The organism is Pseudomonas sp. H11T01, from assembly GCF_048515765.1.
Taxonomy (GTDB): Bacteria; Pseudomonadota; Gammaproteobacteria; order Pseudomonadales; family Pseudomonadaceae; genus Aquipseudomonas.
This window is the reverse complement of the sequence record NZ_JBLYED010000003.1, coordinates 94,993-120,302: the sequence shown is the minus strand read 5'-3', so window position 1 is coordinate 120,302 and position 25,310 is coordinate 94,993. Positions and strand designations below refer to the sequence as shown.

The following is a 25,310-nucleotide window of genomic DNA, read 5'->3' as shown; positions in this document are numbered from 1 at the left end:
TCAGCGATCCTCTTGTGCAGCGATGGATTGCGCGGTGGCGACAGCCGCCTGGCCCAGGCTCAACCCGCCGTCGTTGGCCGGCACTCGTGCGTGGCGCAGCACCTGAAACCCCCGGGATTCGAGACGTCGGATCAGCTCGCCACTCAGTACCGCGTTCTGAAACACCCCGCCCGACAGCGCAATGCGTCCGGACCCGAGGTCGCCATGCTGTTGCCTCAGATGCTCGACCATGTGCACCACTGCTTGCGCGAGGCCGACGTGGAAGCGCGCCGCTATCACCCCCAGGGCTATACCGGCGCGCAGATCGCCCAACAGGGCCCGCCACATCGGTTGCGCTTCCAGGCGCGGCAGACCGTCAGCCAACACAATCGCAAAGGGATAACCCTGACTGTCGCCCAGCGCCGAGGTATCGGCGGCGGCCTCCAGTTCAATCGCTGCTTGCCCCTCGTAACTGATCTGCTGGCACAGGCCAATGACCGCAGACACCGCGTCGAACAGGCGTCCGCAGGAGCTGCTCAGGGGGCTGTTGAAGCCGGTTGCGAGCATGCCGCTCAAGGTTGCCAATGGTTTGTCCGCCAGCGTCTGGAAGTACGGCAGATCGCCGAATTCGGTCGCCAGTGCTTGCCACTCCGAGGTGCGATGCAGGTGGGCATAGGCCATGCGCCAGGGTTGTTCGATAGCCAGTTCGCCGCCGGGCATGGCGACCGTCGCCAGGCTGGCGAGGCGTCGGTAGCCGTGGTAGTCAGCGAGCAGAAACTCACCGCCCCACAAGGTGCCGTTGTCGCCATAGCCGGTACCGTCCAGTGCAATGCCGAGCACCGGCGGCGCGTTCAGCTCGATGCCGTTATCGGCCAGGCAGGCCGCGATATGCGCGTGGTGATGCTGAACCTCGACCAGCGCCAGGCCCTTCGCTGCGGCCCAATCGTGGCCGATCTTGCTTGGCAGGTAGTCGGGGTGGCCATCAATCGCCAGCACCTGGGGGTGATGTTCGAACAGCTGCTGATACAGCCTCAGGGTCTGCCGGTAGGCCGCGTTGGCGCTGGCGTTGGCCAAATCGCCGAGGTGTTGGGAGAGGATCGCCTGGCCGTCCTTGATCAGGCAGAAAGTGTTCTTGAGTTCGCCGCCGAAGGCCAATACCGCTGGTGCCTTGCGAAAGCTTTCGGGCAGCCGCAGGGGCGTCGGTGCATACCCACGAGCACGCCGCAGCAGAGCAGGGGCGTCGACCACCCATCTGACCACTGAGTCGTCCAGGCGATTGACGATTTCCCGGTCATGCAGCAGCAATGCGTCGGCGATATCGCCCAGGCGTTCACGGGCCTCGTCGTTGCCAATGCACTGCGGTTCGTCACTGCGGTTGCCACTGGTGAGCACTATCGGCGCATCCAGGCCGAGCATCAGCAAGTGGTGCAGCGGCGAATAGGGCAGCATGAAACCGTAGCAGCACTGCTTGGGGGCCACGCCCTCGGCCAGTCGTTCTGGCCCCTCGATGGGCAGCAAGACAATCGGCGCCGCCGCTTCTTGAAGCATTGCGGTTTGCGCCGGGTTCAGGCTGCAGTAGCGGCGGATCATCTGCGTATTACGCGCCATCAGGGCGAAGGGTTTGTGCTCACGACGCTTGCGTTGGCGCAGCCGATCGACCGCCTCGGTATTGGAGGCATCGCAGGCCAGATGCACGCCCCCGATACCTTTGATGGCCACGATATGCCCAGCCTTCAGCAGTCGTCGGGTCGCCTCGATCGGATCACCGCTGCAATCGAGCGACGCCCCGCTGGCAGCCTCCAGCCAGAGTCGCGGCCCGCAGTCAGGGCAAGCATTGGGCTGAGCGTGGAAGCGCCGGTCGGCGGGGTCCTGATACTCCTGCAGGCAGGCCGGGCACTGGGTGAATGCCGCCATGCTGGTGTTGCCGCGATCATAGGGAATGGCGCGGACAATCGACATTCTCGGCCCGCAATGGGTGCAGTTGGTGAAGGCGTAGCGGTAGCGACGATTGCCGGGGTCAAACACCTCGCTCAAACAGGCGGAACAGGTCGCGGCGTCGGCCACTATCCCGGTATGTACCCGGCCACCCGAACTTTTGACGATACGAAAATCGGTTACCGGCGATTGACCGGTCAATGCGGTGGACTCCAGTGCGTCGATCCGCGACAGCGGCGGTGCCTCGTCGAGCAGGCGTTCGAGGAACTGCTCGCGGGACGCACGCTCACCCCAGATGCGAATCAGGACACCCTCGGCATCGTTACAGACATCTCCACAGAGCCCGCAATCACGCGCCAGTCGCCAAACGGTGGGCCTGAAACCCACGCCTTGAACCAGTCCTCTGACACGAATCGCTTCGCCGGCCCAGGACCTGCCTGAAGCCGTACGTGAAACCTGGCCAAGCCGTTCAGACGCCCTCACCATTGCCATCTCCCAGACCAAAGCCTGTGTTCGAGATCACATGTTGCGGATTTTCAAGTAGCGTTTGATGTCGTGCATGTTCACTACAACCAGCACCACAATCACCGTCAGCAGCAAAAAACAGAAAATCGTCCAGCCACTCATATCAATCCTCCCGGAGCTACCGCGCTCCTTTTCCAGTCATGCCAATAACTCGTCCAACAGGGCGAGTACTTCGGTTACCGCTTTTGCGGTGGCCTGGGCCACCGCTTCACTCAAGCCCATGTGTCCGTTCTCTCCACCCAGGAACGCCGGCTGACAGCACACCATCAACACCCGAGGGCGCCGCTGATCCAGCGCGGCGATGAAGTGCAGAACGCTGTCCGGGTCCATGCCGTGGGGCGCCATCAGCTGTTCGCCCCGGGCCGGGGATGTCGCGTCACCGATCTCGGGCTCGATCAGAAAAACGGTGCCTGGCACCTCGCCACGGTCCACCGTGTCGATGAGGATGACCACTTCGTAGCCGTCCATCAGCGCATAGCTCAGGTCCAGGCCACGAATGCCGAAATCCACTACATCCACTCCGTCCGGCAACTCCCGCTGGCTCAGTTGATCGGCGACCTCACAGCCAAAGCCATCATCGCCCATGAAGATATTGCCGATACCGGCGACCAGGATTTTCATCGCGGTGTGCCCCTTTGCGGCAGGAGCTCCAGGGACTGGATTTCCTCGGGCGAAAAGAAGAACCGGTGCCCGGGCATCCGTTGCAAACCCCACTCACGGCCGGGATCGTCGTCGATGGTCACGGCCACATGCACCCGGTCTTCGAAGTCACGTTCGATGGCTTCAATCACTGCGGTTTTGCCCGCCAGCACCAGGTCCATGGTGTCACCGCCGCCCTTGGGGTGCAGACGCACCCGATCACCGACCCGCAGCGCTGCGCCGCCATTGCGGTCATACGCCAGGCGTGGGCCGGTCAACTCAGGCTCCAGCGGATTACCCTCGGCAGGCGCCATAGGTTGAGGATCACGCAAAACGCCATGCAGGCGCATGAAACTGTCGCCATCCAGCGCCTCGGTGCGGGTCAGCAACGCCGCCGAGCGCGGGTCGAGAGCGGCCATTTCGCGCTTTTCGGCGTCAGTCATGGCGAGAATGCGCAGGCTGAGGATTTCGTCGATTTCGGTGGAGTCGAAAAACTCACCGGGGCTTTCCGGAGCGACTTGCGGGTAGTCGTAGAGAATGATTGGCGAAGACAGCAGGATGTCGTGTGCGCCCGACTGACCAATCAACACCGGATAAGTCCCCTGATTGTCGCAGCTTGCCGCCGCGTCCTTGAGCGCCGCAGGCGGGTCCAACAGGCTGATAAAACCTCCGTTTTCTACCGCTAGAAGGGTATGGGTGGAGGCAAAGCTATAGAGGCTCGCCTGTTCGCGGTCCGTCACGCTCGCAGGATCCATCTGCGTATGATTTTCGATGCGCACGGTCAGGCGGAAAACCTGCCCGGTCATGGGTTCCAGCTTCAGCTCGACACGGCCCTGGATCTTGCACTGATTGCGCAGCAGCACGCCGCGGATCGCCCCTTCGCTGCGCAGCGGCTCCAGTTCGCGGCGACCCTCGAAGGCGAAAGGCACACTTCGATCGGCTACCAGCAGCTGGCTCAATCGACAGTCGGCCACCCGCAGATCGCGCTCCATGGCTTCCTGCCAGCAATGAAATTGCCGGTCACCCAGTGTCAGCGAGGGCACGCGGCTGAACTGCGCTTCGTTGAGCCCCTCCCAGTCCTCAGGCCAGGTCGGTAACGCGCAATGCAACTCGCCGACCTCACGTGCCAGCGGATGCAGGAAGCGCACGCGTACCTCCAGCCGTGTACCGGGGCCGCCTTCGACCAGGCACTGGGTCTGCATGTGCCAGGGTTCGGCGCCCTCGGTGGCGTCAAAGTAAACCTTGGGATAAATGCCGCCGAAGGTCCAGCGCTGGCGGTTTTTCGCTGCAGTGGAGCGGTAGGGGTAGAGGATATAGCCTTCGTAGAGGACAGCATCGACAACGGGCTGCACCTGCGTCATGTTCATGAGGCGGCCCTCTTGACGTCGGCCAGCAGGCTGAGCAGAGCTTCATCGAAACCCGGATGGCCACACCGGCGTTTGTAGTCGTACAGCGCTTCGAACACCTGGCGGTTGACGCACAGCCAGCTCTGGTTGGGGTAGTAAAGGTCCATCATCTGCTTCCAGACCTCGACCGGCAGGGCGTATCGGGCCTCTTCATTCCAGGAGATCAGGCCCATCGCCAGCGCGTCTTCTTCATCGCGATAAAACACACTCCCGGAATACAACAGCAACAACGGCACCACCCCCTGATCGAGGCCATGGAAGTACTTGGTCGCGGCGAGGTTGAAGTCGAAGCTGCAGGGCACCGGCAGGTTTACTTGAGTGCGCTCGCCAGAAAACCCCGGCACCACAACGCTCGCATGGGTCCAGAGCATGCTGTGCAGGGTCTGGCTCCAGCGCGAAGGTTCGCCGAACAGATCGCTCAGGCGTGCCTGCTCCGCAGGATCGTAGTGGCGTTTGCTGGTCTCGATGCGGATCTGGCACTGCAGCGAGATGCTCTGGATCGACACGGGTCGTCCGCGCTGGCGGATCACCAGCGCCAGGTTCAGGGTCGGGGCGGCGGCGTATCGATCCGGCGTAGCGCCCTGGACAGTAATAGTAAGGTCAGGCATCGGCTTTGCCTCCTTCGCCGGTCTGCGCACGCAACTGTTCAAAGAAGCGCAGCTGCGCCGCCCGCACGTCCTGGCCTCCGGACAGGCCGTGCCAGTGACTGCGAATCAACCCGACCAACTCATAGCAACGGTCAATGGGGAGGCGATAGTACTCGCGAACCCCGTCCATCCGGTTGACCAGCAGGGCTTCGACGTCCTGTTTCAGCTCCTTGAGAATCGGGTTGGCGGCGGCCAGATCGTCCCAGGCGTCCAGCGCCAGCTTTGACTCGGTGGCACCGGCAGGGCCGGGGTAAAGGGCCAATACCCGAGCGTGTGGTGAGCTGTGAACGAAAAAGGCCAGGTTGATCGGGATCAGCAAGGCGTCCCATTGCGCATCACTCAGATCGAAGCGCTGCAGCCGAGTCACCTCGCGAGGCACGCGCCGGTAGCGTCGGGCTTCGGGGCTGTCAAACAACAGCGCGCAGGCCTGACAGGCGCAGAGCAGACGGCGGGTATCGGGCTCGATCAGATGATCATGTTCACGCTCAATCTCGGCGTAGCACAACTCGCAGTGTTCGACCGGCTTGCGCTCGGTGCCCAGAAAGCCTTTAAGCGAGGCCACCCAGTCATCCGGTCGCTGTACGGTGGCCTTTGTCATCGATCGATCCTCAGTGTGCGAGTTCCGCTGTTGCCAGACATACGTCTGACACACAGCCTTCCCTGGCACTTCTGCTGCCACAGATTACTTGTCAACTGCCACGGGTTGGGTCACCCACACCAGCGGAACAAAACCCGCATGCGCGGTCAGGGTGTTCAACCCGTCTATCACCAACTCCTCAGCATCGGGGACCATTTCCCCTAGCACTTCTTCGATCTCTTGCCGCAGTAGCGCGGCCGACGGCAGCACACCGTTCGGGTCGCTGGCATTCACGTTGATCCGTACCACCTTGCCGTCCACCCCGGCGAGGTCCGCGCACACATTTTTTACTCCCAAGTGCGGGCGCAGGCGCTCAACCGCTTTGCGCGCGCGGGTTGGCAAATCCTCAGGGTGCAGGTCGTGCAGCAGCAACAGACCGCGTACTCGAGGATTGGCGGTGAAGCGCGGCAACAACGTATCCGCAGGCTGGGTTCCGGCCTCCTGGACGATTTCCAATAAGTCCGCCAGGCCCAGGCTGTGCAGGCGGATCACCACCCGCAGCAGTTCCTGGGCGGCGCTTCTGGCTGTTGGATCTGCAAGCCCGTCCAGCGTGTCCAGCAGTTCTTGCAGGCGCGTCACTTGCTCATCCAGTTCTTGCTGACGGTATCCGTTCACGATGTCGAGTCCTCATCTTCGGTATCGACCGGTTGACCAATCCCGCAGTTGCCAGGTGCGTGGATCGTTTTCAGGGTTTTTCCGTTGCCCAGGTACATGTGCACGCCGCAAGGCAGGCACGGGTCGAAGCTGCGCACCGCGCGCATGATGTCGATGCCCTTGAACGTGTCGGGACCGTTCTCCTCGAATATCGGCGTGTTCTGCACCGCGTCCTCGTAGGGCCCGGGTGTGCCGTAGATATCGCGCGGGCTGGCGTTCCATGGGGTCGGAGGGTAGGGGTGGTAGTTGGCGATCTTGCCGTTCCTGATCACCAAGTGATGGGAAAGCACCCCGCGGACCGCTTCGTGGAACCCGCAGCCGATGGCCTCATCGGGGACCTTGAACTCGGTCCAGGTCTTGGTGTGGCCAGCCTGCAATTCATTGAGCGCCTTCTCGACAAAATGCAGGGCGCAGCACGCGGCGTAGACCTGGAAGTAGGTCCGGGCGCGATCACGCTCAATGGCATTGCTCCACTTGGGCACGTGCCACTCGAACTCCACTTCAGGCTTGAGCGCGGTTTGGGGCAGGTACATTTTGACGCTTTTCCCGGTGGCTTTGATGTAACCGATGTCCACCAGTCCGGCCAGGGCCGTGGCCCATAACCGAGCCAGCGCGCCGCCACCGGTGTCCAGCGCCAGGTGTTCGCCGGTGCGTTTGTCCAGCCAGCGGGGTGACATGACCCAGGAATACTTGTCATCGAAATCGCGTTTTTGTGGGCGCGGCACGGTGGTCTGGTTCCAGGGATGATTGATGTCCACCGTATTGCCCAACGGGTCTTTCTCGACCAGTTTTTCGCGTTTTTCCCAACTCTCGTAGTAAGAGCTACCCAACAGAATCCGCATCTGCAGGTTGATCTCGACCAGATCGGTGGTCACCAACTCGCCGTCGACCACGACGCCTGGGGTGACAAACATGGCCCGCCCCCAGTCAGTCATGTGCTGGTACTGGTAGTCACAGTGGACGGGATTGTTGAACGAGCCCCAGCAACCGAGCAGGATGCGCCGCCGGCCGACTTCTTCGTAACCGGGCAGGGCTTCGTAGAAAAAGTCGAAGATGTCGTCATGCAGCGGCAAACAACGCTTCATGAACTCGCAGTACTTCATCAGCCGTGTCAGGTAGTCGGTGAAGAGTTGCACCGTCGGCACGGTGCCCACGCCGCCGGGGTAAATGGTGGAAGGGTGAACGTGGCGACCCTCCATCAGGCAGATCATTTCGCGGGTGTAGCGCGAAACCATCAGGGTCTCGCGATAGAACTCGCCTTCGAAAGGATTGAGCGCGGTCATGATGTCGGCGATGGTCTTGTAGCCGTGCTTGTCCGCGTTCGGTGCCGGGGTGTGTTGCGCCTGTTCCCAGACCCCTGGGTTGGTCTCCTGGACCATCCTGGCGCAAAAGTCGACCATCAACAGATTGTCCTGAAAGATGTTGTGGTCGAACATGTATTCGGCCGCTTCACCCAGGTTGATGATCCACTCGGCAATGGCCGGAGGCCTGATGCCATAGGCCATGTTCTGCGCATAGACCGAGCACACGCAGTGGTTGTCGCCACAGATGCCGCAGATACGGCTGGTGATGAAGTGTGCGTCGCGCGGGTCCTTGCCCTTCATGAATACCGAATAACCGCGAAAGATCGACGAGGTGCTGTGACACTCGGCGACTTCGCGGTTCTCGAAGTCGATTTTGGTGTAGATACCCAGGCTGCCGACGATCCGGGTAATGGGGTCCCAATTCATCGCAACCAGTTTGCCGGGTTTCTTCTCGGTCGCCTCCCGGGTCTGCGTGGCAACGTCTTTCTCGGTGATTGCCATGGGGAATTCCTCCTGGCTCAGTGCGGTTGGCCTAGCGACGAATTTCGGGGGGCGGATCGGTGGTCAATTCCGGTCGGTTGTGACGCCATTTCGGTTCTTTGTTGAGGGTGTCGTTGGTGAAACCGCGCAGCCACTTGACCAACTTGCCGTAGGGCCTGACCAGATTGGAGGAGAACACCGCGCCTGGTGGTTCATCCATAAACGGCATGAACTTGTCGGGGAAGCCCGGCATGGTGCAACCGATGCAGATGCCGCCGACATTCGGGCAGCCGCCAATACCATCCATCCAGCCGCGTTTGGGGACGTTGCACTGAACGACAGGGCCCCAACAGCCGAGCTTGACGATGCACTGTGGCTGGCCATATTCCTTGGCGAAGTTGCCTTGTTCGTAGTAGCCGGCGCGGTCGCAGCCTTCGTGCACCGTCTTGCCAAACAACCAGGTCGGGCGACCGGCATCGTCCAGCGGGATCATCGGCGCAACCCCGGCAAGCTGGCGCAACAGGTACAACAGCGTTTCCATGAAGTTGTCTGGCTGCACCGGGCAACCCGGTACGTTCACCACCGGCAGCCCGGCCTTGGACTTCCAGTTCCAGCCCAGGTAGTCGTTGACGCCCATACACCCGGTGACATTGCCCTGCATCGCGTGGATGCCGCCATAGGTCGCGCACGTGCCGCAGGCCACCACCGCCAATGCCTTGGGAGACAGGCGGTCCAGCCATTCGGGAATAGTGATCGGTTGGCCGGTCTGCGGGTCGTTGCCCATGTAGGCCCAGTAACCTTCACCGCTCAGGTTTTCGTTCGGGATGGAACCCTCCATCACCAGGACGAAATCGATTTCGCCACGCGCGGCCTGGTGCCAGTACTGCATCAACTCGTCGCCGACCTCATAACACAAGTCAGGGTTGTGCAAATGGACCTTGGGCAGACCCGGAATAGCCCCCAACACCACGTCTTCGATGCTGGGCAGGGTGGCGGCAGTGATCGAGATCGAATCGCCATCACAGCTCATGCCATCATTGATCCAAATGATGTGGACTTCTTTCAGGTCGGGTTTGCGTTGCGTCTTGCGTCCGTAGGGGACGCCGCTCATCTCAGCCATGGTCTGCCTCCTGATCGCATGTACCCATGCCTTGCAGGGTTCGGTCGATGCGTACAGCAGGGGTCGCTATCAGACCGGGCTACACCTGTAGGTTTGTAACCCGGCCGAAGAGAGGGGACCAAGCGTGTGACTACCTAGGTATCTCTACCTATCAGGCGTTGAGAATGTGCAATGTGAATGCAGGGCCGTTCACAAATGCAGTTCGTGAATGCCGCACAGAACTGCCATGGTGATGAGTTCGGCTGTCGAGTGAGCCTGCATCTTGAGCATGAGGTGCTCGCGGTGGTGTTCGACGGTACGCGGACTGATCATCAGTTCCCGGGCGATTTTCTTGTTGGGCAGGTCCGACACCACCAGCGCGAAGACTTGCTGCTCACGGGGCGACAGGTTGCTGAACCGTTGCTGCACCAGCGTCTGTTCGCGGACCAACCTGCGGTCGTCGACATCCTTGTCCAGGGCCAGCTGGACGCTGGCCAACAGGTCTTTTTCGCTGAAAGGCTTTTCCAGAAAATCCACGGCGCCGCACTTGAGCGCAGCAACCGCCGTGCTGGCGTTAGCATGACCGCTGATGAAGATGATAGGCAGGCGTACCTGCAACTCTTTCAGTCTTTTCTGTAGCTCCAGCCCACCCGTACCCGGCATGCGTAGATCGGTGATCAGGCAGCCGGGCTGCTGTGGGTCGAAGTTGTCGAGAAAGGTATGCGCGCAGGTATAAGTGCGGACCTGCAGGCCGGTTATTCCCAGGGTGCGCTCAAGCGCTGTGAGAAACAGCCGGTCGTCATCCACCACATGGATGACCTGGTCAGTCGTCATGCCCGTCACCTTGAAGCGTCGGCAGCGTGAAATGCATCGTAGCCCCGGCTGTGGATTTGGCTTCGGCCCATAGCTTTCCGCCATGGGCCTCGATAATCGTGCGGCTGATGGACAACCCCAGACCCATGCCTTTGCTCTTGGTGGTGTAAAAAGGGTTGAAGATGCGCTCGATCTCTTTATGGTCCAGACCTGGACCGGTGTCAGCCACGCTGACTTGAATCTGCCCAGAAGTATGCTCGCGGGCCTTGATCGTCAACCGATGGTTGATGCCACCATTTTCGCGCATGGCTTCAATGCTGTTATGGGCCAGATTCACCAGCACTTGGCCAATCTGCACCGCATCGACCCGCACGTAAGGCATCCCCCGTTCGATATCGAGTTTCAACTCGATATCGCTGTCCTTGGCATCGACCTCTATCAGCATCGACACGTCATGGATCAGCGAGGAAAACTCGCAATCGGTGCTCATTTCGCCGTTGTTTTGCAAAAAGCCGCGCAGATGGCGCACCACGTCACTGGCAAACGCCGCGGCCTCTCTGGCCTGAGTCACCGCTTCGACGAATTCGGGCGTCTGAGCAGAACCTGGCTTTAACAGCCGCAATGCGGCTTCACAGCTGAGCACGACAGTACCCAGCGGTTGATTCAGTTCGTGGGCAAGGCTGGAGGCCAGTTCACCTGCGGTATTCAGGCGTGCAAGCCGTGTGAGCTGCGATTGCAGGCTGCGCAATTTTCTTGCGGATTCCTGTTCGCCCGACACGTCAATCATCGCAGTACGAAAGTGTTCTGTGAGCCCCGAGGCATTGGGCTCTGCGTCACTTTTGAGCCACAGCGTCGCAATCCGGCCCTGGCGGTTCTTGACCCGTAATTTCTGACTGACGCAGCCGCCCATGCTGCTCAGTTTGCTCAGGTGGGCGTGAATCAGGTGTTTGTCGTCGCTGATCACCCAGCGTGCGAACGGTTCGCCGGTCAGCCATGCGGCGTCCCAGCCCAACAGTGCGGCGCCGGTCTGGTTGATCTTGCAAATGCAGCCCGAGGCGTCCAGCAGCACGTAACCGATCGGCGCGCGCTCGAACAAATCATGGTAGTCAAACATCGGGGGCGGCGGTTGGTTCTGCATAAGCTGGGCCGGTCAGTGCTACAGAGGTGTCTGAATGCGGAGTCCGTCGCAGTTCTGCTGCCTTCTCAATTGTAGACGCCTGCCCGGATCCAGCAGTTTCAGTGGTGTCCAGTCGTCAGCACAGCGCCTTTTGCTGTGTTGATGGCGCTCAACTAACCTGCCAAGAGCGATATATCGACTGAGGGTGGCACCATGCGCTGGCCCCGACACTTTTTGGGTCTGCCTCTGCATCCTATGCTGGTGCATTTTCCTCTGGTGTTCTGGCTCAGCGTCCCGTTCTTCGATGGGCTTGCGCTCTGGCACGCAGCGCCACTGTGGTGGGGCCTTGCGCTGGGCGCCACCGCAGCCGGCGTAGCGACTGGCGTGTTCGCTCTGATAACGGGCTTGATGGAATATATCCACCTGTCCGAAACCGGCAGCAACGATGTCCGGTTGGCGGCCCGGCATGGGGTGCGCACGACAGTGGTCTGGTGTGTGATGGGCGTAAAGCTGCTGATCGCCAGCCTGTCGGCTACCGGCCTGGCATTAATCCTGATCTGTTTGGCGATCGACGTGTTGGCCTGCGGGTTGCTGCTGCAAGGGGCTTTTTTCGGCACCAAAATTACCTATGGCAGATACAAGCGCTAAAGCGCCTCTACCCATTGGTCTCATTGCATTCGTAACAAGATGCTTTAGGCTGGCTTTTATCTCTAAAACAATAAAAAGGCTTTCCAGTGAGCCAGAACCTAAGCCAGCTGCGTAAATTCGTTTCCCCTGAAATCATCTTTGGTGCTGGTTGCCGGCATAACGTCGGCAACTGCGCAAAAACCTTCGGCGCACGCAAGGTCCTGGTGGTCAGTGATCCCGGGGTGATCGCCGCCGGTTGGGTCGCCGATGTCGAAGCCAGCCTGCAAGCCCAAGGTATCGAATACTGCCTGTACAGCGCCGTTTCGCCCAACCCGAGGGTGGAGGAGGTGATGCTGGGCGCCGAAATGTACCGGGAAAATCACTGCGATGTGATCGTCGCGGTCGGTGGCGGCAGCCCGATGGACTGCGGCAAAGGCATCGGCATCGTTGTCGCTCACGGGCGCAGCATTCTTGATTTCGAAGGCGTGGACACCATTCGGGTGCCGAGCCCGCCGCTGATTCTGATTCCAACCACCGCCGGTACCTCGGCCGACGTCTCGCAATTCGTGATTATTTCCAATCAACAGGAACGGATGAAGTTTTCCATCGTCAGCAAAGCGGTGGTGCCGGACGTATCGTTGATCGACCCGCAAACCACCCTGAGCATGGACCCGTTCCTGTCCGCCTGTACCGGCATCGATGCGCTGGTGCATGCCATTGAAGCCTTCGTTTCCACAGGCCACGGGCCGTTGACCGATCCCCATGCGCTGGAAGCGATGCGCCTGATCAACGGCAATCTGGTGCAAATGATCGCCAACCCAACGGATATCGCGTTGCGGGAAAAAATCATGCTCGGCAGCATGCAGGCCGGCCTGGCGTTCTCCAACGCGATCCTGGGTGCGGTGCACGCCATGTCCCACAGCCTGGGCGGTTTTCTTGATCTGCCCCATGGGCTGTGCAACGCGGTGCTGGTCGAGCATGTGGTGGCGTTCAATTACAACTCGGCGCCGGACCGTTTCAAGGTGATTGCCGAGACGTTCGGCATCGACTGTCGTGGTCTCAATCATCGGCAGATCTGTGGGCGGCTGGTGGAGCATCTGATCGCCCTCAAACACGCCATCGGCTTCCACGAAACCCTCGGTTTGCACGGCGTCAGCATGGCCGATATTCCGTTCCTCTCGCAGCATGCGATGGATGACCCGTGCATCCTGACCAACCCGCGCGAGTCGAGCCAGCGTGACGTCGAGGTCGTCTATGGCGAAGCCCTCTGACGAGCAACAACGTGCCCTGGCCGGCCTGTTGGGGCTGGGCAGCCATTCGGCGCGCAAGAGCCATTACCCGGAGTTAGCGGCGCGCCTCGATGATCTGGAGACCGAGCGCAACCGCTACAAATGGCTGTTCGAGCACGCGGTGCACGGTATTTTCCAGGCCAGCCTGCAAGAAGGCATGCGCGCCGCCAACCCGGCACTGGCGCGGATGCTCGGTTATGAAAATCCTCAGGAGGTGTTGTTCTCCCTGGCTGATCTGGCCGGCAATCTGTTTGTCGGTGGGGCTGTCGAGCTGCAAGCGATCGGCGAGAAACTACAGCTCCAGCGCAGCCTGATTGGCTATGAAACCCAACTGCGACGCAAGGACGGCAGTTGCCTTGATGTACTGATGAACCTGCTGCTCAAACCGGATCAGGATGGGCTGGTAGAAGGCTTTGTCACCGATATCACCGAACGCAAACTGGCCCAGCAACGTCTGCAACAACTCAATGATGAACTGGAGCAACGGGTCACGGCCCGCACCGATGAGTTGCTGGAAGCCAACTGCAATCTGCAACAGCAGATCGCCCAGCGCGAACAGATCGAGCGGGCGTTGCGTGACGCCCGAGACGCCGCCCAGGCTGCCAACCGCAGCAAGGACAAATACCTCGCCGCCGCCAGCCATGACTTGCTGCAACCCCTGAACGCCGCACGCTTGCTGATTTCCACGCTGCGCGAGCGCAACTTGCCAGACGTCGAACAGGTACTGGTCGAGCGCACCCATCAGGCGCTGGAAGGGGCCGAGGACTTGCTCACCGACCTGCTGGATATCTCCAAACTCGATCAGGCTGCGGTCAAACCGGACATCGCGCTGTACCGCCTCGATGAATTGCTTGCGCCGCTGGTTTCGGAGTTCCAGTCGGTCGCCGAGGCGGCCGGTTTGAATCTGCGGGTGCACATGGGCGATTTCGCCGTGCACACCGACTTGCGGCTGATGACCCGGATCATGCGCAACTTCCTTAGCAACGCCTGCCGCTACACCGATCAGGGCAGCATTTTGCTGGGCGCCAGACGGCGGGGCGACTGCCTGCGCCTGGAAGTCTGGGACACCGGACGGGGAATCGCCGCCGACCGGCTGGATTCCATCTTCCTGGAGTTCAACCAGCTGGACGTCGGCCGCGCTGCCGACCGCAAAGGGGTGGGCCTGGGCCTGGCTATTGTCGAGCGCATCGCGAAAATTCTCGGTTATCGGGTTCAGGTTCACTCACTGCCGGGACGCGGTTCGATGTTCAGCATCGACGTGCCGATTTCCAGCGAGGTGCCGCTGCCCATCAGTCAGGCGGCGCCGCAGTCTGGCGCGGGTAATCCCTTGCCGGGCCGACGTTTGCTGGTGCTGGACAACGAGCTGAGCATCCTCGAAAGCATGAGCGCATTGCTTGGGCAATGGGGCTGCGAGGTGGTGACCGCGACTGATGAGCTCGGCGCCCTGGAGGCCTTGCAAGGGCTGGCGCCGGAACTGATTCTGGCGGACTTTCACCTGGATCACGGGGTGATAGGGTGTGAGGTGGTCAAGCACCTGCGCGAGCATTTTGCCCAGCCGATCCCGGCAGTCATCATCACGGCGGACCGTAGCGGCCAGTGTCGACGCTCTTTGCAAAAGCTGGGTGCTCCGTTACTGAACAAACCCGTGAAACCTGGCAAGTTGCGTGCTGTGTTGAGTCAAATGCTGGGCTAGATTTTTTCCAGATAACCCTCCTCGGATTTCCAACTAACGACCGGTTCCGCCTCCCGCGCTACCGGTTCCGCCACCTGGACCGCCTGTGCTACCTCCTGCGCCGAAGCCTCCGGAAACACCCGTGCCAATGCCCATTGAGCTACGGCCATTGGCGGAGGTTCCCGGGCTGTTCTCACTGTTGTTGGATGAGCCCGAGCCAGTGCTACTGTTCGGGTTTGTGACTGGCGGCGTGAACGTTCCTCTGGTTGCACCTGATTGAGTGTCCGTTGCGCCGCTGGAAGTGGATTCGTTCGAAACCGCAAAGGACAATACGGAGACCGCTGAAAGCAGTCCTGCGAACATAAGGAGGGCGATTTTTATCTTGATCATGGTACGTCTCCTGATGTGAGTCGTTACCTGATAGTGGTCTGGCTGGTGATTTATGAGTAGCCTCTTTTAATCGGTCTCAATTGAACCGAACGGCTCGTAAGGTCTTCTCTCAAAAAAGTATGGGAGGTGTTCATGACTACCCGACCCAAACGTCCTGACACGGACACAACGCCAGAATATCCACTCTCGGCGCCGATCGATCCGCGGGACCCGGAACGCAAGAAAACCAATGTCGAACTCGAGGAGGAAGACATGCCGGAAAGCGGGGTACGCGTCGACGAAGCAGATGATCCGGACATTGCCGATAACGATGGCTCAGGCCAGTCGAGCTGAGCGCGAACCGTCGCCAGGCCCACTTATGGGCGAGCACAGAACCTGTGGAGAGTGGGGCCTGCTGCGGGCGGGTTCCTACGATGGCGGCCTGATAGCCGGCCTAGGTTTTTTGACCGGGTACATATCCGTTTTTGTGGTCGCGGCCACTATTGGTTTCGCTTTTACAGCGAGTCACTTGGAAAAGCCCCAAGTAACCAAGGGCTTTTGCTCCTCCATTCGGTGCCGAGCCTGGGCGAGGTACCGAACGAAAGGGGCAAGAGCGCTTGGGTTACTTTGGTCTGGGCCGGCACTCCGGCTTTTCCAAAGTGACCCGCTGTAAAAGCGGAACCCATAGCCGCCGTTACCGCAGAAACGGATATACACCCAATCAAAGAACCCCGCCTTACGACGGCTTCGCGGCCGAACGGGGCGGTGCGGCGTTCCGACAAGCCCCCTCACCACAAAGAGAATTCGATCTATGGAGCCGTTTCACGTCGTTGCTGCGCTATACCCCGTCGCTCGTATCGGGCAAGCATGGGCTGAGTGCTGATGCCATGGACCAGGATACTGAGGGCGATGACGGACAACGTCAGGTCCATGCACGTCGATGCCTGCGATTGCGCGAGACCATGATTGAGTGCGTAAAAAAGATAATAAAGGCTACCGATACCGCGAATGCCAAACCAGCCAATCAACAGACGCTGATGTCGATCAAGCAGCGAGCCCCACGGTATGACCAACACACTGAGCGGGCGAATCACGCAAAACAGCGCAAAACCCAGAGCCAGCGCCCGCCAGTCCCAATGTGTCGCCAGCACAACGCCCAGCAAGGTCACCAGAAATACTTCCATGGCGCGCTCCACCAGACTGCCAAACGCAAGCATGTCGCCCATCATGATCCCGGCGGCGACCTGGCTGTCTGCGAGGTTCTCAATGTCGCCATGAACCGCTTCCTCCGGTTCGACATTGAGATGACCGACCACCGGTTGGGCCAGGTGTTCGGCAGGTGTTTGCGAGCCACCGCTGGATTTGACTTCAGCCTGACGCAAACCGAGCCCGGCGGCGAAGACCGATAGAAACCCATAACCATGAATCGATTCAGCCGCGACATAAGCGAGGGCGATCAGTGCCAGGGTCAGATAATCATTGGGGGAAAGGGTGCTGTCGTCATTTTTGATGCGCATCGACAGGGTCATGTGGCCAATGCCTTTGCCCATCCAGTAACCGGTGAGCAGGCCGGCAGGTACTGCCCACAGCAGGCTGTACAACGCCCAGTCTGCAACCCAGGTGATGCTGCGGCCATCCTGTTGCAGGAACAGCAAACCAAGGATCACAAAGGGGAAGGCGATACCGTCATTGAGTCCCGCTTCGCCAGACAATCCGAAGCGCACGCGGTCGTAATCCTGTGCATCGTTGACTTGAACCAGCGCGGCCAGCACCGGGTCCGTCGGCGCCAGGATGGCGCCGATCAGCAGGGCAACGCCCCATGACAGCCCCAAGAGCCCATGCAAGAACAGACAAATACCGCAAATACTCAAGACCATCACCGGTCCTGCCAGACCAAACGCCACGCGCCATGTCCGGTTGTTGAGCGGCAAGCGCAATTTCAGGCCGCTGACAAACAGCGAAAACAGCACCGCTACTTCCGTCAGATGCTCCATCCAGCGGGAGGCATCGTCCGTGTCCAGTTGCAGCAAGCCCAACGCTGCCGGGCCAATGACCACGCCCAGCACCAGGCAGACAGCAGAGGTGGTCACCGGCATCCAGCGCAGGTAGGACGAAGTCAGCGCCAGCGTCAACAACACGGCACCCAGGACAGCGACCCATAAAATGAAAGTCATGTTCGATTTCCGCCGGGTTTTAGCCGCCCTTGAAGCCAAGCGCATGAAGGTCGGCAAACCGCAGAACAGCAAAAAGCCAAGGCCTTTGCCGGCCTTAGATCAGACGTTATGACTTTTTGAGACCTGGAGTCAGCAGGGGGTTCCTCTTTTTTCCTGAGCCAGGAAGCCAGGTGACCGACGGAATGGTTGCGTCTGCTCACTCTTTTGCTCTACAGCACGGAACGTCTCAGGAAAAACCTCACTCTTAAATAATAGAGGGACTAAAAGAGGCTTTCGTCAGGAGCACCATCATGGTTCAGCGACGCAGATACCACCTTTCACAAATTTCACTTCGTCTCGTTGCCTTGCGTGCCAACGTCAGCCAGTTCAAGCACGATGAATTGAGCATTCAGAAAGCCCTGAGCGGTGGGCAGGTGTCCGAGAGCGGACAGGCTCTGGATCACGCGTTTGACGAGATACGGGAATCCATCGATCACACTCAAGCGCTACTGGAAGCCCTGGCCCAGGCAACCGGCGATACAGAAGTGGTGAGGATGAACAACGAGCCGCGACAGGAAAACCACAGCGCTCAAGGCCTGGTATGAGTTGCTGGACGACGATGACTATCGTACCGACTCGTCAAGATGTGCTCACAACTTGGCCTTCGCCGCGATCAGTGGTCGATCGTTTTCTGCGTCTCTCCGTGGCGAGCTAACAGGACCTGTCCATCCCAATCCGCATCTGCCGCTCCTTCGGTCCGAGAGAGGAGTCGCGCACTGTCAAGAGCGGCAGCTAGCGTGCTCCGAGGTGCATTCACATCGGGCTGTGTTGACGACACAATGACGAGGGACAGGGGATGATAGAAATGTTCCTCGACAACCGATCCTATCCACAGCGGTGAAGTTCGCCCGTTTGTGAGCTCGAAATCGACGACCCACAATCGAAGCACGAGGCGTGAACCGTCAGGTGCACCGTCGCTATGCGGTCGAACAAGGGTCAGGCTGGGAAGGCGACCACTGGCGAAAAGAGGAATAACCGGAAGACCGACAGGGTCGGCCTGGGCGGTCAGCCAATTCAGGGCATTTAACGGTGTCCAGGCCGCCGAGGCGCGCCAGCCGTTGCGCTGCAGGACATCTTGCAATTCCTTCAGACCACCGGCCCACTGGAACGTCAGCGGCTCATTCGTATCGCCAGTGAGATCAATACGCCGCGCCGGCAGTTGCTGCCAATCCGACGCCCACCAATCGGTGGCGGCCATGGTCGGCGTCTCCACCTTGAAGGCATAGCGACCGCTGTCCGTCGCATGGCTACGATAGACATTGAAGCCGCCAGCGAGGATGAGTGCCGCACATCCAAGGGCGAGCAGGCTCCCTGACTCGATACGTTCGGCCTGCCGCCGCAGGTAGGACAACCCCAGCAGCGCCAGCCACGCGGACCCGAATGCCAGCCCCCCGATCACGTCGGAAAACCAATGCGCACCGAGGTAGAGGCGCGAGAATGCAATCAGAAATATCAGGGTTGCGGCGCCGAGAGCGACCGCAAGGCGCCATGCCGGGCGGATCTCACGCGCGATGAGAAAAGTGAGGAAACCGTAGAGCACGACATTGACCGTGCTATGGCCGCTAGGGAAGGAAAACGCGCTCCACCCGGAGTAGAGAAGCTCACCGGGTCGAGCTCGATGCAACGCAACTTTGATGACAGTGTTAAGAACCGAAGCGCCGGCAATCGCAACCAGCCAATAGGCGGCTGTACGCCAGGCGCGTTTCCACAGGAGCCACAGCAAGACCACCATCGTGACCGCCACCACGACCGTGGTGTCGCCAAGTTCGGTGATGGCGATCATCATCGTATCGCCTGGCGTTGAGCGAAGATCCTGGAGGGCGCGGTATATCGCGCGGTCTGCGAGCAGCAACGGGTCACCGTTGACGACGTCTTCAAGGACACCAAAGAAAAGCCAGGCTGCACCGACGAGAAGGACAGTTGGCAGGAGGAGTGCCCGCGCTTCGGGCCGTGAAGGATCGAGCAAGCGGATGAGGCTGCGGCTCAGCCAGGTGTCGTGGGTGCCGGCCCAGTTCCGCAGCCGCTGCACTGCGACGATGAGGTAGGGGATGCCGCGACGCAACATCCAGCGCACGATATGCAGGACCGCCCAGCCCGCCGCTACGAGAACGACCAGCAGGATCGCGAGCGGCTTTGCGGTCGCACCGAGAATGCTGAACGTCGCGCCGGCAAGCACACCGGACAGGATATGCGACGGAGCCCAGGCGAGCGCCGACGCGACATTGACAACATAGAACCGACGGACCGTCATTCCCAGCATGCCGGCGAGGAGCGGAACGAAGGCGCGGACGCCTGGTGTGAAGCGCGCGAGAAAGACACTCTTGTCGCCGTGACGGGTGAAAAAGGTTTCGCTGCGCTGAATCAGTTCGGGGTGCCGGTTCATTGGCCAGAAACTTAGAATCTCGCGTTGGTATCGATGTCCAACCCAGAACGAAAGACCATCACCCGCGATGGCACCTGACGTGGCGGCGACCAGCAATGGCCAGAGCAATAACACGCCACTCGGCACCAGTGCACTGAGCGCCAGGATCACGGCTGTGCCTGGAACGACGGCGCCGATGATCGGGATCGACTCGGAAAGTGCCAGAAGAAACACCGTCAGATAAGCGACATGCGGATGCGCCGTGAGGAACTCGATAACCGATGAGACCAGGGACGTCATCATTCGCGGGCTGCCTATAGAATGTCGGTGATGAAGCGATCAATGCGCGTGTCGTTATGAAGCAGGTACCCCGTCAGCAGGAAACTCCTCAATACGCTTTTCAAAGCGTCCAAAATGCAAAGCCAAGGTTGGTAACACCAATAGATTGAGTGCTGTCGAGGTCACCAATCCTCCCAGGATAACGATAGCCATAGCCCTTCGGTGAGCGCCAGAGGTAGCAGTCCCAGCGCGGTCACCACGGCTGTCATCAGAATCGGTACCAGTCGCTCGGCGGCCCCCGTTCGAGCCGCTCCCGGGCCCCATGCATCTCATCCTACTCGTGAGTATTGCGGCGCGCGGTGGCTGGAAAAACTCGTTGATATAGGCGCTCAAGAACGTCGAGCAAACACTCATCGAGATGTCTCCAACTCAGTAATTGCGGTACCCACCACGCGCTTATCAACGAGACCAGCAGCGACCCGGCAATATCGAATGGAAAATGCACGCCTAAATAGACACGTGCCCAGCCGACTGATGTGCCCAGCAGCAACGTCAGCACGCCAAGCTTGCGCAGCGATGCCAGCATCAGAGCAACGGCTAAAGTGAACATCACAGTGGCGTGATCGCTGGGGAAAGAAGACTCGGGGGCGTGATCCATGAAACTCTGTCCCAGCCCCAACATGAAGGGACGCGGATGGAACCAAAGGCTACTGATCAGCAGATTGCACCCCAACGCGAACACGATGCTCAGCGTGGCAGTTACTGCAGCAGCTCGGTACTGGCGTGTGCCTCGCAGCCACAATCCGATCAGCAACAGCGGTACGCCGGTGATGAGCCACTGCGCCAGAAAATTCGCCAGTAAGCGCATTTCCGCCGAGGAGTGCACGCTGGCGTTGATAGCCAAGAACAGGGTGCGATTGAGTTCTTCCATGAGGAAATCTCGTTCAGATGACTAGGAAGCACCACGTTGTGATAGCGGTGCGCGTGATATGCACCCTAATGGTTGCTTCCTTAAGTCCACCTTAAGGCTGGCTCTGGGAAACGCATCATTCAAAGACGGCGAGGTTTTTTGCGCCTGCCAGAAACCCGAAATCTATGGCAGGCGTATATAATGATCGGATAATCTATACCCCCCTATAGTATATTTTGATCTGGAGATGCAATCATGAGCCACACCATCCAGGACAAGAAAAAGCTATTGAGTCGTGTCAGTCGCATTCGGGGGCAGCTCGAAGCGGTCGAGCGCGCGTTGCTCGAGGAGCGTGATTGCATTGAGGTGCTCCAGCAAATCACCAGTTGCCGGGGCGCCATGAATGGCCTCTTGACAGTGGTATTGGAGGATCACATCCGCACGCATCTGGTCGACGCGGATTTTGCCGACGGTAAAGAGCCGAATGATGCCAAAGAGCAACTGATCGAAATCGTCCACAGCTATTTCAAGTGAACTCAATATGAACAATTTTTATGAGACGCCGTTTAAAGCCGGCCATGAACACGTCTTTCTAGGCGAAGGTCATGAAAAAAATGAGCGCAAGACCTGGGCTGTGATTGCGCTGTGCACGGCCATGATGTTGGTCGAGATCATCGGCGGGAACCTGTTCGGTTCGCTGGCACTGGTCGCGGATGGCTTGCATATGTCCACACACGCCGGGGCCATGTTGATCGCTGCGCTGGCCTATACCTATGCGCGCAAATACGCCAACGATCGGCGCTTCGTGTTCGGCACCGGCAAGCTTGGTGATCTGGCGGGCTTCACCAGCGCCATCATCCTCGCGATGATCGCCTTACTGATAGGCTACGAAGCCGTTTCCCGCTTACTGTCCCCGGTACCCATTCATTTTAGCGAAGCCATTCCGATCGCCGTCGTCGGCTTGGCCGTGAATGTTGCCAGTGCCTGGCTGCTGAGCGGGGCCGATCATGGGCATGACCACGGGCACAGCCATGGACACAGTCATGGGCATGCTGAAGGCAATGAACATGATGATCATCATGAAGAGATGCAGCGTATTGTCACTTCTGAGGGGGTGTTCGAGCTGTCGATCTTCGAAGAGGGTGTTCCGCCTGTGTTTCGCTTTGCCCCCGAAGGCTCAGGATCCTCGCTATCGCCAAGCGATGTCACGGTTACGACGATACGGCCGGACGGTTCGCGACAAGTGTTTAACTTTCTGCAGAAAACCGGCTTTCTGGAGTCCACCGGCGAAATTCCAGAGCCGCATGGTTTCAAAGTGGCCGTTACCGTGCCTTCTGGTGAACATATCGTCGAGTTCGCAGAGCATGCTCACGACGACCATGGCGTGGATAGCCGCGACCACAATATGCGAGCTGCTTATATTCACGTTATTGCGGACGCAGCCGTGTCAGTGATGGCCATCGTTGGCCTGCTGTTGGCCCAGGCATTTGGCTGGCTGTGGATGGATCCGGTGGCCGGTATCGTAGGGGCATTCGTGATCGCCAACTGGTCATACGGTCTGATACGCCAGACCGGTGCGATCCTGGTGGATGCCAGTGCAGACTCTCGGATTGAAGGCAAGATCAGGACAGTCATTGACGAGGTCGGTGACAAACTGGTGGATTTGCATGTTTGGCGGCTCGGCCCTGGGCATCTCGGTGCGGTGGTTTCGGTCGTCACTCGCGAGCCGAAACGCACCCCGCAGTTTTACCATCAGCGCCTTGCCCAATTCAAAGGGTTGTCCCATCTCACTGTTGAAGTGCATCCAGGAACGGAGGCCTGAGCAATGGCTCTCAAATCCCCTTGCACCGAGGTCTGTAAGTTCGATGGCAAGACTACCTTTTGCGTAGGCTGCTTGCGCACCCTGGAGGAAATTCGTGGCTGGAAAAAAATGACGGATCATCGCCGTCATCAGGTAATCAACGAGCGTTCAAAGCGGTTAGCGAAATTGCAACGAGAAGCGATTTCCCGATAGCCTGGATGCAGCTTTTTGCGGCAGTCCAAGCGCGCGGATCAAGCAGCGCTCCATCTGGAGATATGCGCAGAGTCAAGACTTCGGCACACTGCACGGTCCTCCAGCGAAGCGCTGACTGATGTGAGGAGAGGGATCAGGCGATGCGAATATTACTTGCAGAAGATGACCCGATGATCGGTGGCGGTTTGCAAAAAGGCTTGCGCCAGGAAGGGCATACAGTGGACTGGGTCATGGACGGTAAGGCTGCTCTACTGGCTCTGGAAACCACCCCCTACGCATTGCTGCTACTCGACCTGGGACTTCCGCGCCAGGATGGAATGGATGTGCTCAGGGTTTTGCGGCAACGAGACGAGACCTTGCCAGTGATCATAATCACCGCCCGCGACTCGCTACCTGATCGGGTGGCTGGTCTTGATCACGGCGCTGACGATTACCTGGTCAAACCGTTTGCCATCGAGGAACTGGTGGCACGGATCCGAGCCGTCAGCCGCCGTCAATCAGGGCGTGTTCAGACCGAGCTGCGGGGAGGCCCGTTGCGCCTTGATCCGGTACGACACCTGCTGTGGTTGCGCAATGAACCTGTCAGCCTGTCGGCCAAAGAGTACGCATTACTACACGAGCTAATGAAAGAGCCGGATGCGGTGATTTCCCGTGAGCAGCTAGAGGATCGCCTGTACGGCTGGGGCGATGAGGTGGGTAGCAATGCGGTAGAGGTGCATATCCATAATCTTCGCAAAAAGCTCGGGGCCGAGGTAATCCGTACTGTTCGAGGCGTCGGTTATCACATTGGAGAGGATGCATGAGTTCGCTTCGCCGACGTCTATTGTTATGGCTGCTGCCAGCCACTTTTCTGGCTGGGCTGCTGGCGAGTATTGGTACTTATTGGGGGGCTGTGATCGAACTGGACGATCTGCTCAACGACCAAATGCGTTACCTCGCAGAACACATCAATGTGGATCCTGGTGAGCGAGTTGTACTGACGGGGACAGGCAATAAACCCAGTCCATTGCGCGATGATAATGCTGACGAAGTGCTGCTTCAGGTTTGGAGTGCAGGAGCCTTGAGCTTTACGACCGACTCAGCACTCGCGCTGCCGCCACCGCAGCAAACTGGACTGAGCGATATTCAGGTTGGGGATCAAACCTGGCACACGTTTGTTAGCCAGCGTGGCAATAAATTTTTCCGGGTGGCTCAAGCTCAAAACAGGCGTTGGGAAGAGCTCGCCGGTTTAGCCGTGCACCTATTGTGGCCAGTGGTATCACTGATTCCCTTATTAGCCCTGTTCTTGTGGTTTGGCATCAGCTATGGGCTAAAACCACTGCGAACAGTGGCGACAGAACTGTCGGAGCGCAACGTGAATAGCCTGCAGCCTATCGCTTCGAAAGAGCTGCCTGGAGAAGTCAAACCTCTGGTCGATGCCCTCAACGATTTGCTGGGACGGCTGGCAAATGCTTTCACCATGCAAAAACACTTCATCGCTGATGCCGCGCACGAGCTACGCACCCCAGTCACAGCAATCAGTATTCACGTGGAGTTGGCACAGCGGGCCACTGAGGAAGAAGACCGACAGGTATCGCTGTCTGAGGTACAGTCGGGTGTCACGCGCCTTACTCACCTGACACAACAGCTGTTGACCTTGGCGCGCCTGGAGCCTGATGCGCAGTTACCCGCCATGAGAAACATCGAGTTATCCGCTCTATGCAAGTCGGTGATCACTGATCAGATTCGTAGGGCTGAAGCATCAGGCATCGATCTGGGGCTGAGCGAGCATGCTGCATCCAGTATTTCGGGGGATCCCGAAACGCTGCGTATCCTGCTCAACAACCTGATCGACAACGCCATCCGTTACGCGGGAGCCCACGCAAAGATTGACGTGGCAGTGCGCGATACCGACCAAGGGGTCGTACTTGAGGTATGCGACAACGGCCCAGGCATAAATGCGCCGGAACGTGAGCGGGTGCTTGAGCGATTCTATCGAGGCAACAATCAAACCGGCTCTGGCAGTGGACTGGGGCTTTCAATTGTTAAAACGATTGCAGAGCAGCACGGAGCCCAAGTAGTACTTGATGCTGCACTCAATGGCTTGGGGCTGCGGGTACAGATCATTTTCCCGTCTCGATCGGGAGTCTGGCGCTGATTGTCGACGACCCGGGCGCGCCCAAGCGCAAGCAGTAACTTCAGTACTCTCCTGTCTTTAAGAAAGCCCCTCACACACCGTTAAGTTGATTAGGCAGTGAGTGGTTGGTTTTTTATAATGCTACTACTTGATTTTAGTGTGTCACGGCAGTTGTTTAAGACGCCTGCATTAAAAAACGACAGGGTATTAGGTGTGGTGTCGGT

At 59.2% G+C, this 25,310-nt stretch carries 27 protein-coding genes; 11 read left to right on the top strand and 16 right to left on the bottom strand.

The window, feature by feature from the left end; translation table 11 throughout:
- From hypF to ACN1C3_RS04985, 11 genes are all read right to left on the bottom strand, one after another.
- Nucleotides 1-2,400 (bottom strand): carbamoyltransferase HypF, encoded by a 2,400-nt coding sequence (hypF, locus tag ACN1C3_RS05035; RefSeq protein WP_419114693.1) that lies wholly within the window; start codon nucleotides 2,398-2,400, stop codon nucleotides 1-3.
- Nucleotides 2,401-2,433: 33 nt separating this feature from the next.
- Nucleotides 2,434-2,541, bottom strand: coding sequence for a DUF6893 family small protein (locus ACN1C3_RS05030; protein WP_419114692.1), 108 nt, complete (start codon nucleotides 2,539-2,541; stop codon nucleotides 2,434-2,436).
- 36 nt (nucleotides 2,542-2,577) lie between these two features.
- A complete protein-coding gene (locus ACN1C3_RS05025; protein ID WP_419114691.1) occupies nucleotides 2,578-3,060 on the bottom strand; it encodes a hydrogenase maturation protease in 483 nt (160 codons plus the stop codon).
- Complete coding sequence (locus tag ACN1C3_RS05020) at nucleotides 3,057-4,445, bottom strand: hypothetical protein (RefSeq protein ID WP_419114690.1); 1,389 nt, start codon at nucleotides 4,443-4,445, stop codon at nucleotides 3,057-3,059. Before ACN1C3_RS05020 ends, ACN1C3_RS05025 begins: the two co-directional genes overlap by 4 nt.
- Nucleotides 4,442-5,092: a DUF6084 family protein gene (locus ACN1C3_RS05015; RefSeq protein WP_419114689.1), complete on the bottom strand. Its 651-nt coding sequence runs from the start codon at nucleotides 5,090-5,092 to the stop codon at nucleotides 4,442-4,444. Before ACN1C3_RS05015 ends, ACN1C3_RS05020 begins: the two co-directional genes overlap by 4 nt.
- Nucleotides 5,085-5,729: a DUF5947 family protein gene (locus ACN1C3_RS05010; protein WP_419114688.1), complete on the bottom strand. Its 645-nt coding sequence runs from the start codon at nucleotides 5,727-5,729 to the stop codon at nucleotides 5,085-5,087. The genes ACN1C3_RS05015 and ACN1C3_RS05010 overlap by 8 nt, the downstream gene beginning before the upstream one ends.
- A gap of 84 nt (nucleotides 5,730-5,813) precedes the next feature.
- Nucleotides 5,814-6,383, bottom strand: a complete 570-nt coding sequence (locus ACN1C3_RS05005; RefSeq protein ID WP_419114687.1) for a hypothetical protein — start codon at nucleotides 6,381-6,383, stop codon at nucleotides 5,814-5,816.
- Nucleotides 6,380-8,227: a nickel-dependent hydrogenase large subunit gene (locus tag ACN1C3_RS05000; protein WP_419114686.1), complete on the bottom strand. Its 1,848-nt coding sequence runs from the start codon at nucleotides 8,225-8,227 to the stop codon at nucleotides 6,380-6,382. Before ACN1C3_RS05000 ends, ACN1C3_RS05005 begins: the two co-directional genes overlap by 4 nt.
- Before the next feature lie 31 nt (nucleotides 8,228-8,258).
- A complete protein-coding gene (locus ACN1C3_RS04995) occupies nucleotides 8,259-9,326 on the bottom strand; it encodes a hypothetical protein (RefSeq protein WP_419114685.1) in 1,068 nt (355 codons plus the stop codon).
- A gap of 189 nt (nucleotides 9,327-9,515) precedes the next feature.
- Nucleotides 9,516-10,139 carry a response regulator transcription factor gene (locus ACN1C3_RS04990; protein WP_419114684.1) on the bottom strand — a complete coding sequence of 208 codons (624 nt, stop codon included), beginning with the start codon at nucleotides 10,137-10,139 and terminating at the stop codon, nucleotides 9,516-9,518.
- Nucleotides 10,129-11,256, bottom strand: a complete 1,128-nt coding sequence (locus ACN1C3_RS04985) for an ATP-binding protein (RefSeq protein ID WP_419114683.1) — start codon at nucleotides 11,254-11,256, stop codon at nucleotides 10,129-10,131. Before ACN1C3_RS04985 ends, ACN1C3_RS04990 begins: the two co-directional genes overlap by 11 nt.
- Before the next feature lie 192 nt (nucleotides 11,257-11,448).
- Here ACN1C3_RS04985 and ACN1C3_RS04980 point away from each other — a divergent pair, with 192 nt between their 5' ends.
- From ACN1C3_RS04980 to ACN1C3_RS04970, 3 genes are all read left to right on the top strand, one after another.
- Entirely contained in the window at nucleotides 11,449-11,883 is a 435-nt protein-coding gene (locus tag ACN1C3_RS04980; RefSeq protein ID WP_419114682.1) for a DUF2231 domain-containing protein, read from the top strand.
- Between the two features lie 86 nt (nucleotides 11,884-11,969).
- Nucleotides 11,970-13,133 (top strand): alcohol dehydrogenase-like regulatory protein ErcA, encoded by a 1,164-nt coding sequence (ercA, locus tag ACN1C3_RS04975; RefSeq protein ID WP_419114681.1) that lies wholly within the window; start codon nucleotides 11,970-11,972, stop codon nucleotides 13,131-13,133.
- Nucleotides 13,117-14,844 (top strand): NahK/ErcS family hybrid sensor histidine kinase/response regulator, encoded by a 1,728-nt coding sequence (locus ACN1C3_RS04970; protein WP_419114680.1) that lies wholly within the window; start codon nucleotides 13,117-13,119, stop codon nucleotides 14,842-14,844. Before ercA ends, ACN1C3_RS04970 begins: the two co-directional genes overlap by 17 nt.
- On the opposite strand, the gene ACN1C3_RS04965 is transcribed toward ACN1C3_RS04970, so the two are convergent.
- On the bottom strand, nucleotides 14,841-14,993 hold the full coding sequence (locus tag ACN1C3_RS04965) for a hypothetical protein (RefSeq protein WP_419114679.1): 153 nt from the start codon (nucleotides 14,991-14,993) through the stop codon (nucleotides 14,841-14,843). The genes ACN1C3_RS04970 and ACN1C3_RS04965 overlap by 4 nt on opposite strands.
- A gap of 352 nt (nucleotides 14,994-15,345) precedes the next feature.
- On the opposite strand from ACN1C3_RS04965, the gene ACN1C3_RS04960 reads away from it, so the two are divergent.
- Complete coding sequence (locus ACN1C3_RS04960; protein WP_419114678.1) at nucleotides 15,346-15,546, top strand: hypothetical protein; 201 nt, start codon at nucleotides 15,346-15,348, stop codon at nucleotides 15,544-15,546.
- Between the two features lie 455 nt (nucleotides 15,547-16,001).
- On the opposite strand, the gene ACN1C3_RS04955 is transcribed toward ACN1C3_RS04960, so the two are convergent.
- Nucleotides 16,002-17,366: a cation:proton antiporter gene (locus ACN1C3_RS04955; RefSeq protein ID WP_419114677.1), complete on the bottom strand. Its 1,365-nt coding sequence runs from the start codon at nucleotides 17,364-17,366 to the stop codon at nucleotides 16,002-16,004.
- Between ACN1C3_RS04955 and ACN1C3_RS04950 the strand changes: the two genes are divergently transcribed.
- The gene (locus ACN1C3_RS04950; RefSeq protein WP_419114676.1) at nucleotides 17,356-17,478 is read left to right on the top strand and encodes a hypothetical protein; all 123 of its coding nucleotides are present in this window, start codon (nucleotides 17,356-17,358) and stop codon (nucleotides 17,476-17,478) included. The genes ACN1C3_RS04955 and ACN1C3_RS04950 overlap by 11 nt on opposite strands.
- Nucleotides 17,479-17,656: 178 nt before the next feature.
- A complete protein-coding gene (locus ACN1C3_RS04945) occupies nucleotides 17,657-17,950 on the top strand; it encodes a hypothetical protein (protein WP_419114675.1) in 294 nt (97 codons plus the stop codon).
- 68 nt (nucleotides 17,951-18,018) lie between these two features.
- Here the strand turns inward: ACN1C3_RS04945 and ACN1C3_RS04940 are convergent, their stop codons facing one another.
- The 3 genes from ACN1C3_RS04940 to ACN1C3_RS04930 form a co-directional block, all read right to left on the bottom strand.
- Nucleotides 18,019-20,070: a VTT domain-containing protein gene (locus ACN1C3_RS04940; RefSeq protein WP_419114674.1), complete on the bottom strand. Its 2,052-nt coding sequence runs from the start codon at nucleotides 20,068-20,070 to the stop codon at nucleotides 18,019-18,021.
- A gap of 158 nt (nucleotides 20,071-20,228) precedes the next feature.
- The gene (locus ACN1C3_RS04935; RefSeq protein ID WP_419114910.1) at nucleotides 20,229-20,315 is read right to left on the bottom strand and encodes a hypothetical protein; all 87 of its coding nucleotides are present in this window, start codon (nucleotides 20,313-20,315) and stop codon (nucleotides 20,229-20,231) included.
- A 65-nt stretch (nucleotides 20,316-20,380) separates the two neighbouring features.
- Nucleotides 20,381-20,977 carry an undecaprenyl-diphosphatase gene (locus ACN1C3_RS04930; RefSeq protein WP_419114673.1) on the bottom strand — a complete coding sequence of 199 codons (597 nt, stop codon included), beginning with the start codon at nucleotides 20,975-20,977 and terminating at the stop codon, nucleotides 20,381-20,383.
- A gap of 234 nt (nucleotides 20,978-21,211) precedes the next feature.
- Between ACN1C3_RS04930 and ACN1C3_RS04925 the strand changes: the two genes are divergently transcribed.
- The 5 genes from ACN1C3_RS04925 to ACN1C3_RS04905 all read left to right on the top strand — a co-directional run bounded on the left by ACN1C3_RS04925 (nucleotide 21,212) and on the right by ACN1C3_RS04905 (nucleotide 25,107).
- Nucleotides 21,212-21,490, top strand: a complete 279-nt coding sequence (locus ACN1C3_RS04925; RefSeq protein ID WP_419114672.1) for a metal/formaldehyde-sensitive transcriptional repressor — start codon at nucleotides 21,212-21,214, stop codon at nucleotides 21,488-21,490.
- Between the two features lie 7 nt (nucleotides 21,491-21,497).
- Nucleotides 21,498-22,778: a CDF family Co(II)/Ni(II) efflux transporter DmeF gene (gene dmeF / locus ACN1C3_RS04920; RefSeq protein WP_419114671.1), complete on the top strand. Its 1,281-nt coding sequence runs from the start codon at nucleotides 21,498-21,500 to the stop codon at nucleotides 22,776-22,778.
- Nucleotides 22,779-22,781: 3 nt separating this feature from the next.
- A complete protein-coding gene (locus tag ACN1C3_RS04915) occupies nucleotides 22,782-22,970 on the top strand; it encodes a DUF1289 domain-containing protein (protein ID WP_419114670.1) in 189 nt (62 codons plus the stop codon).
- Nucleotides 22,971-23,110: 140 nt separating this feature from the next.
- Complete coding sequence (locus ACN1C3_RS04910; RefSeq protein ID WP_419114669.1) at nucleotides 23,111-23,773, top strand: response regulator; 663 nt, start codon at nucleotides 23,111-23,113, stop codon at nucleotides 23,771-23,773.
- A complete protein-coding gene (locus ACN1C3_RS04905) occupies nucleotides 23,770-25,107 on the top strand; it encodes an ATP-binding protein (RefSeq protein ID WP_419114668.1) in 1,338 nt (445 codons plus the stop codon). The genes ACN1C3_RS04910 and ACN1C3_RS04905 overlap by 4 nt, the downstream gene beginning before the upstream one ends.
- The last annotated feature ends 203 nt before the right edge of the window (nucleotides 25,108-25,310 follow it).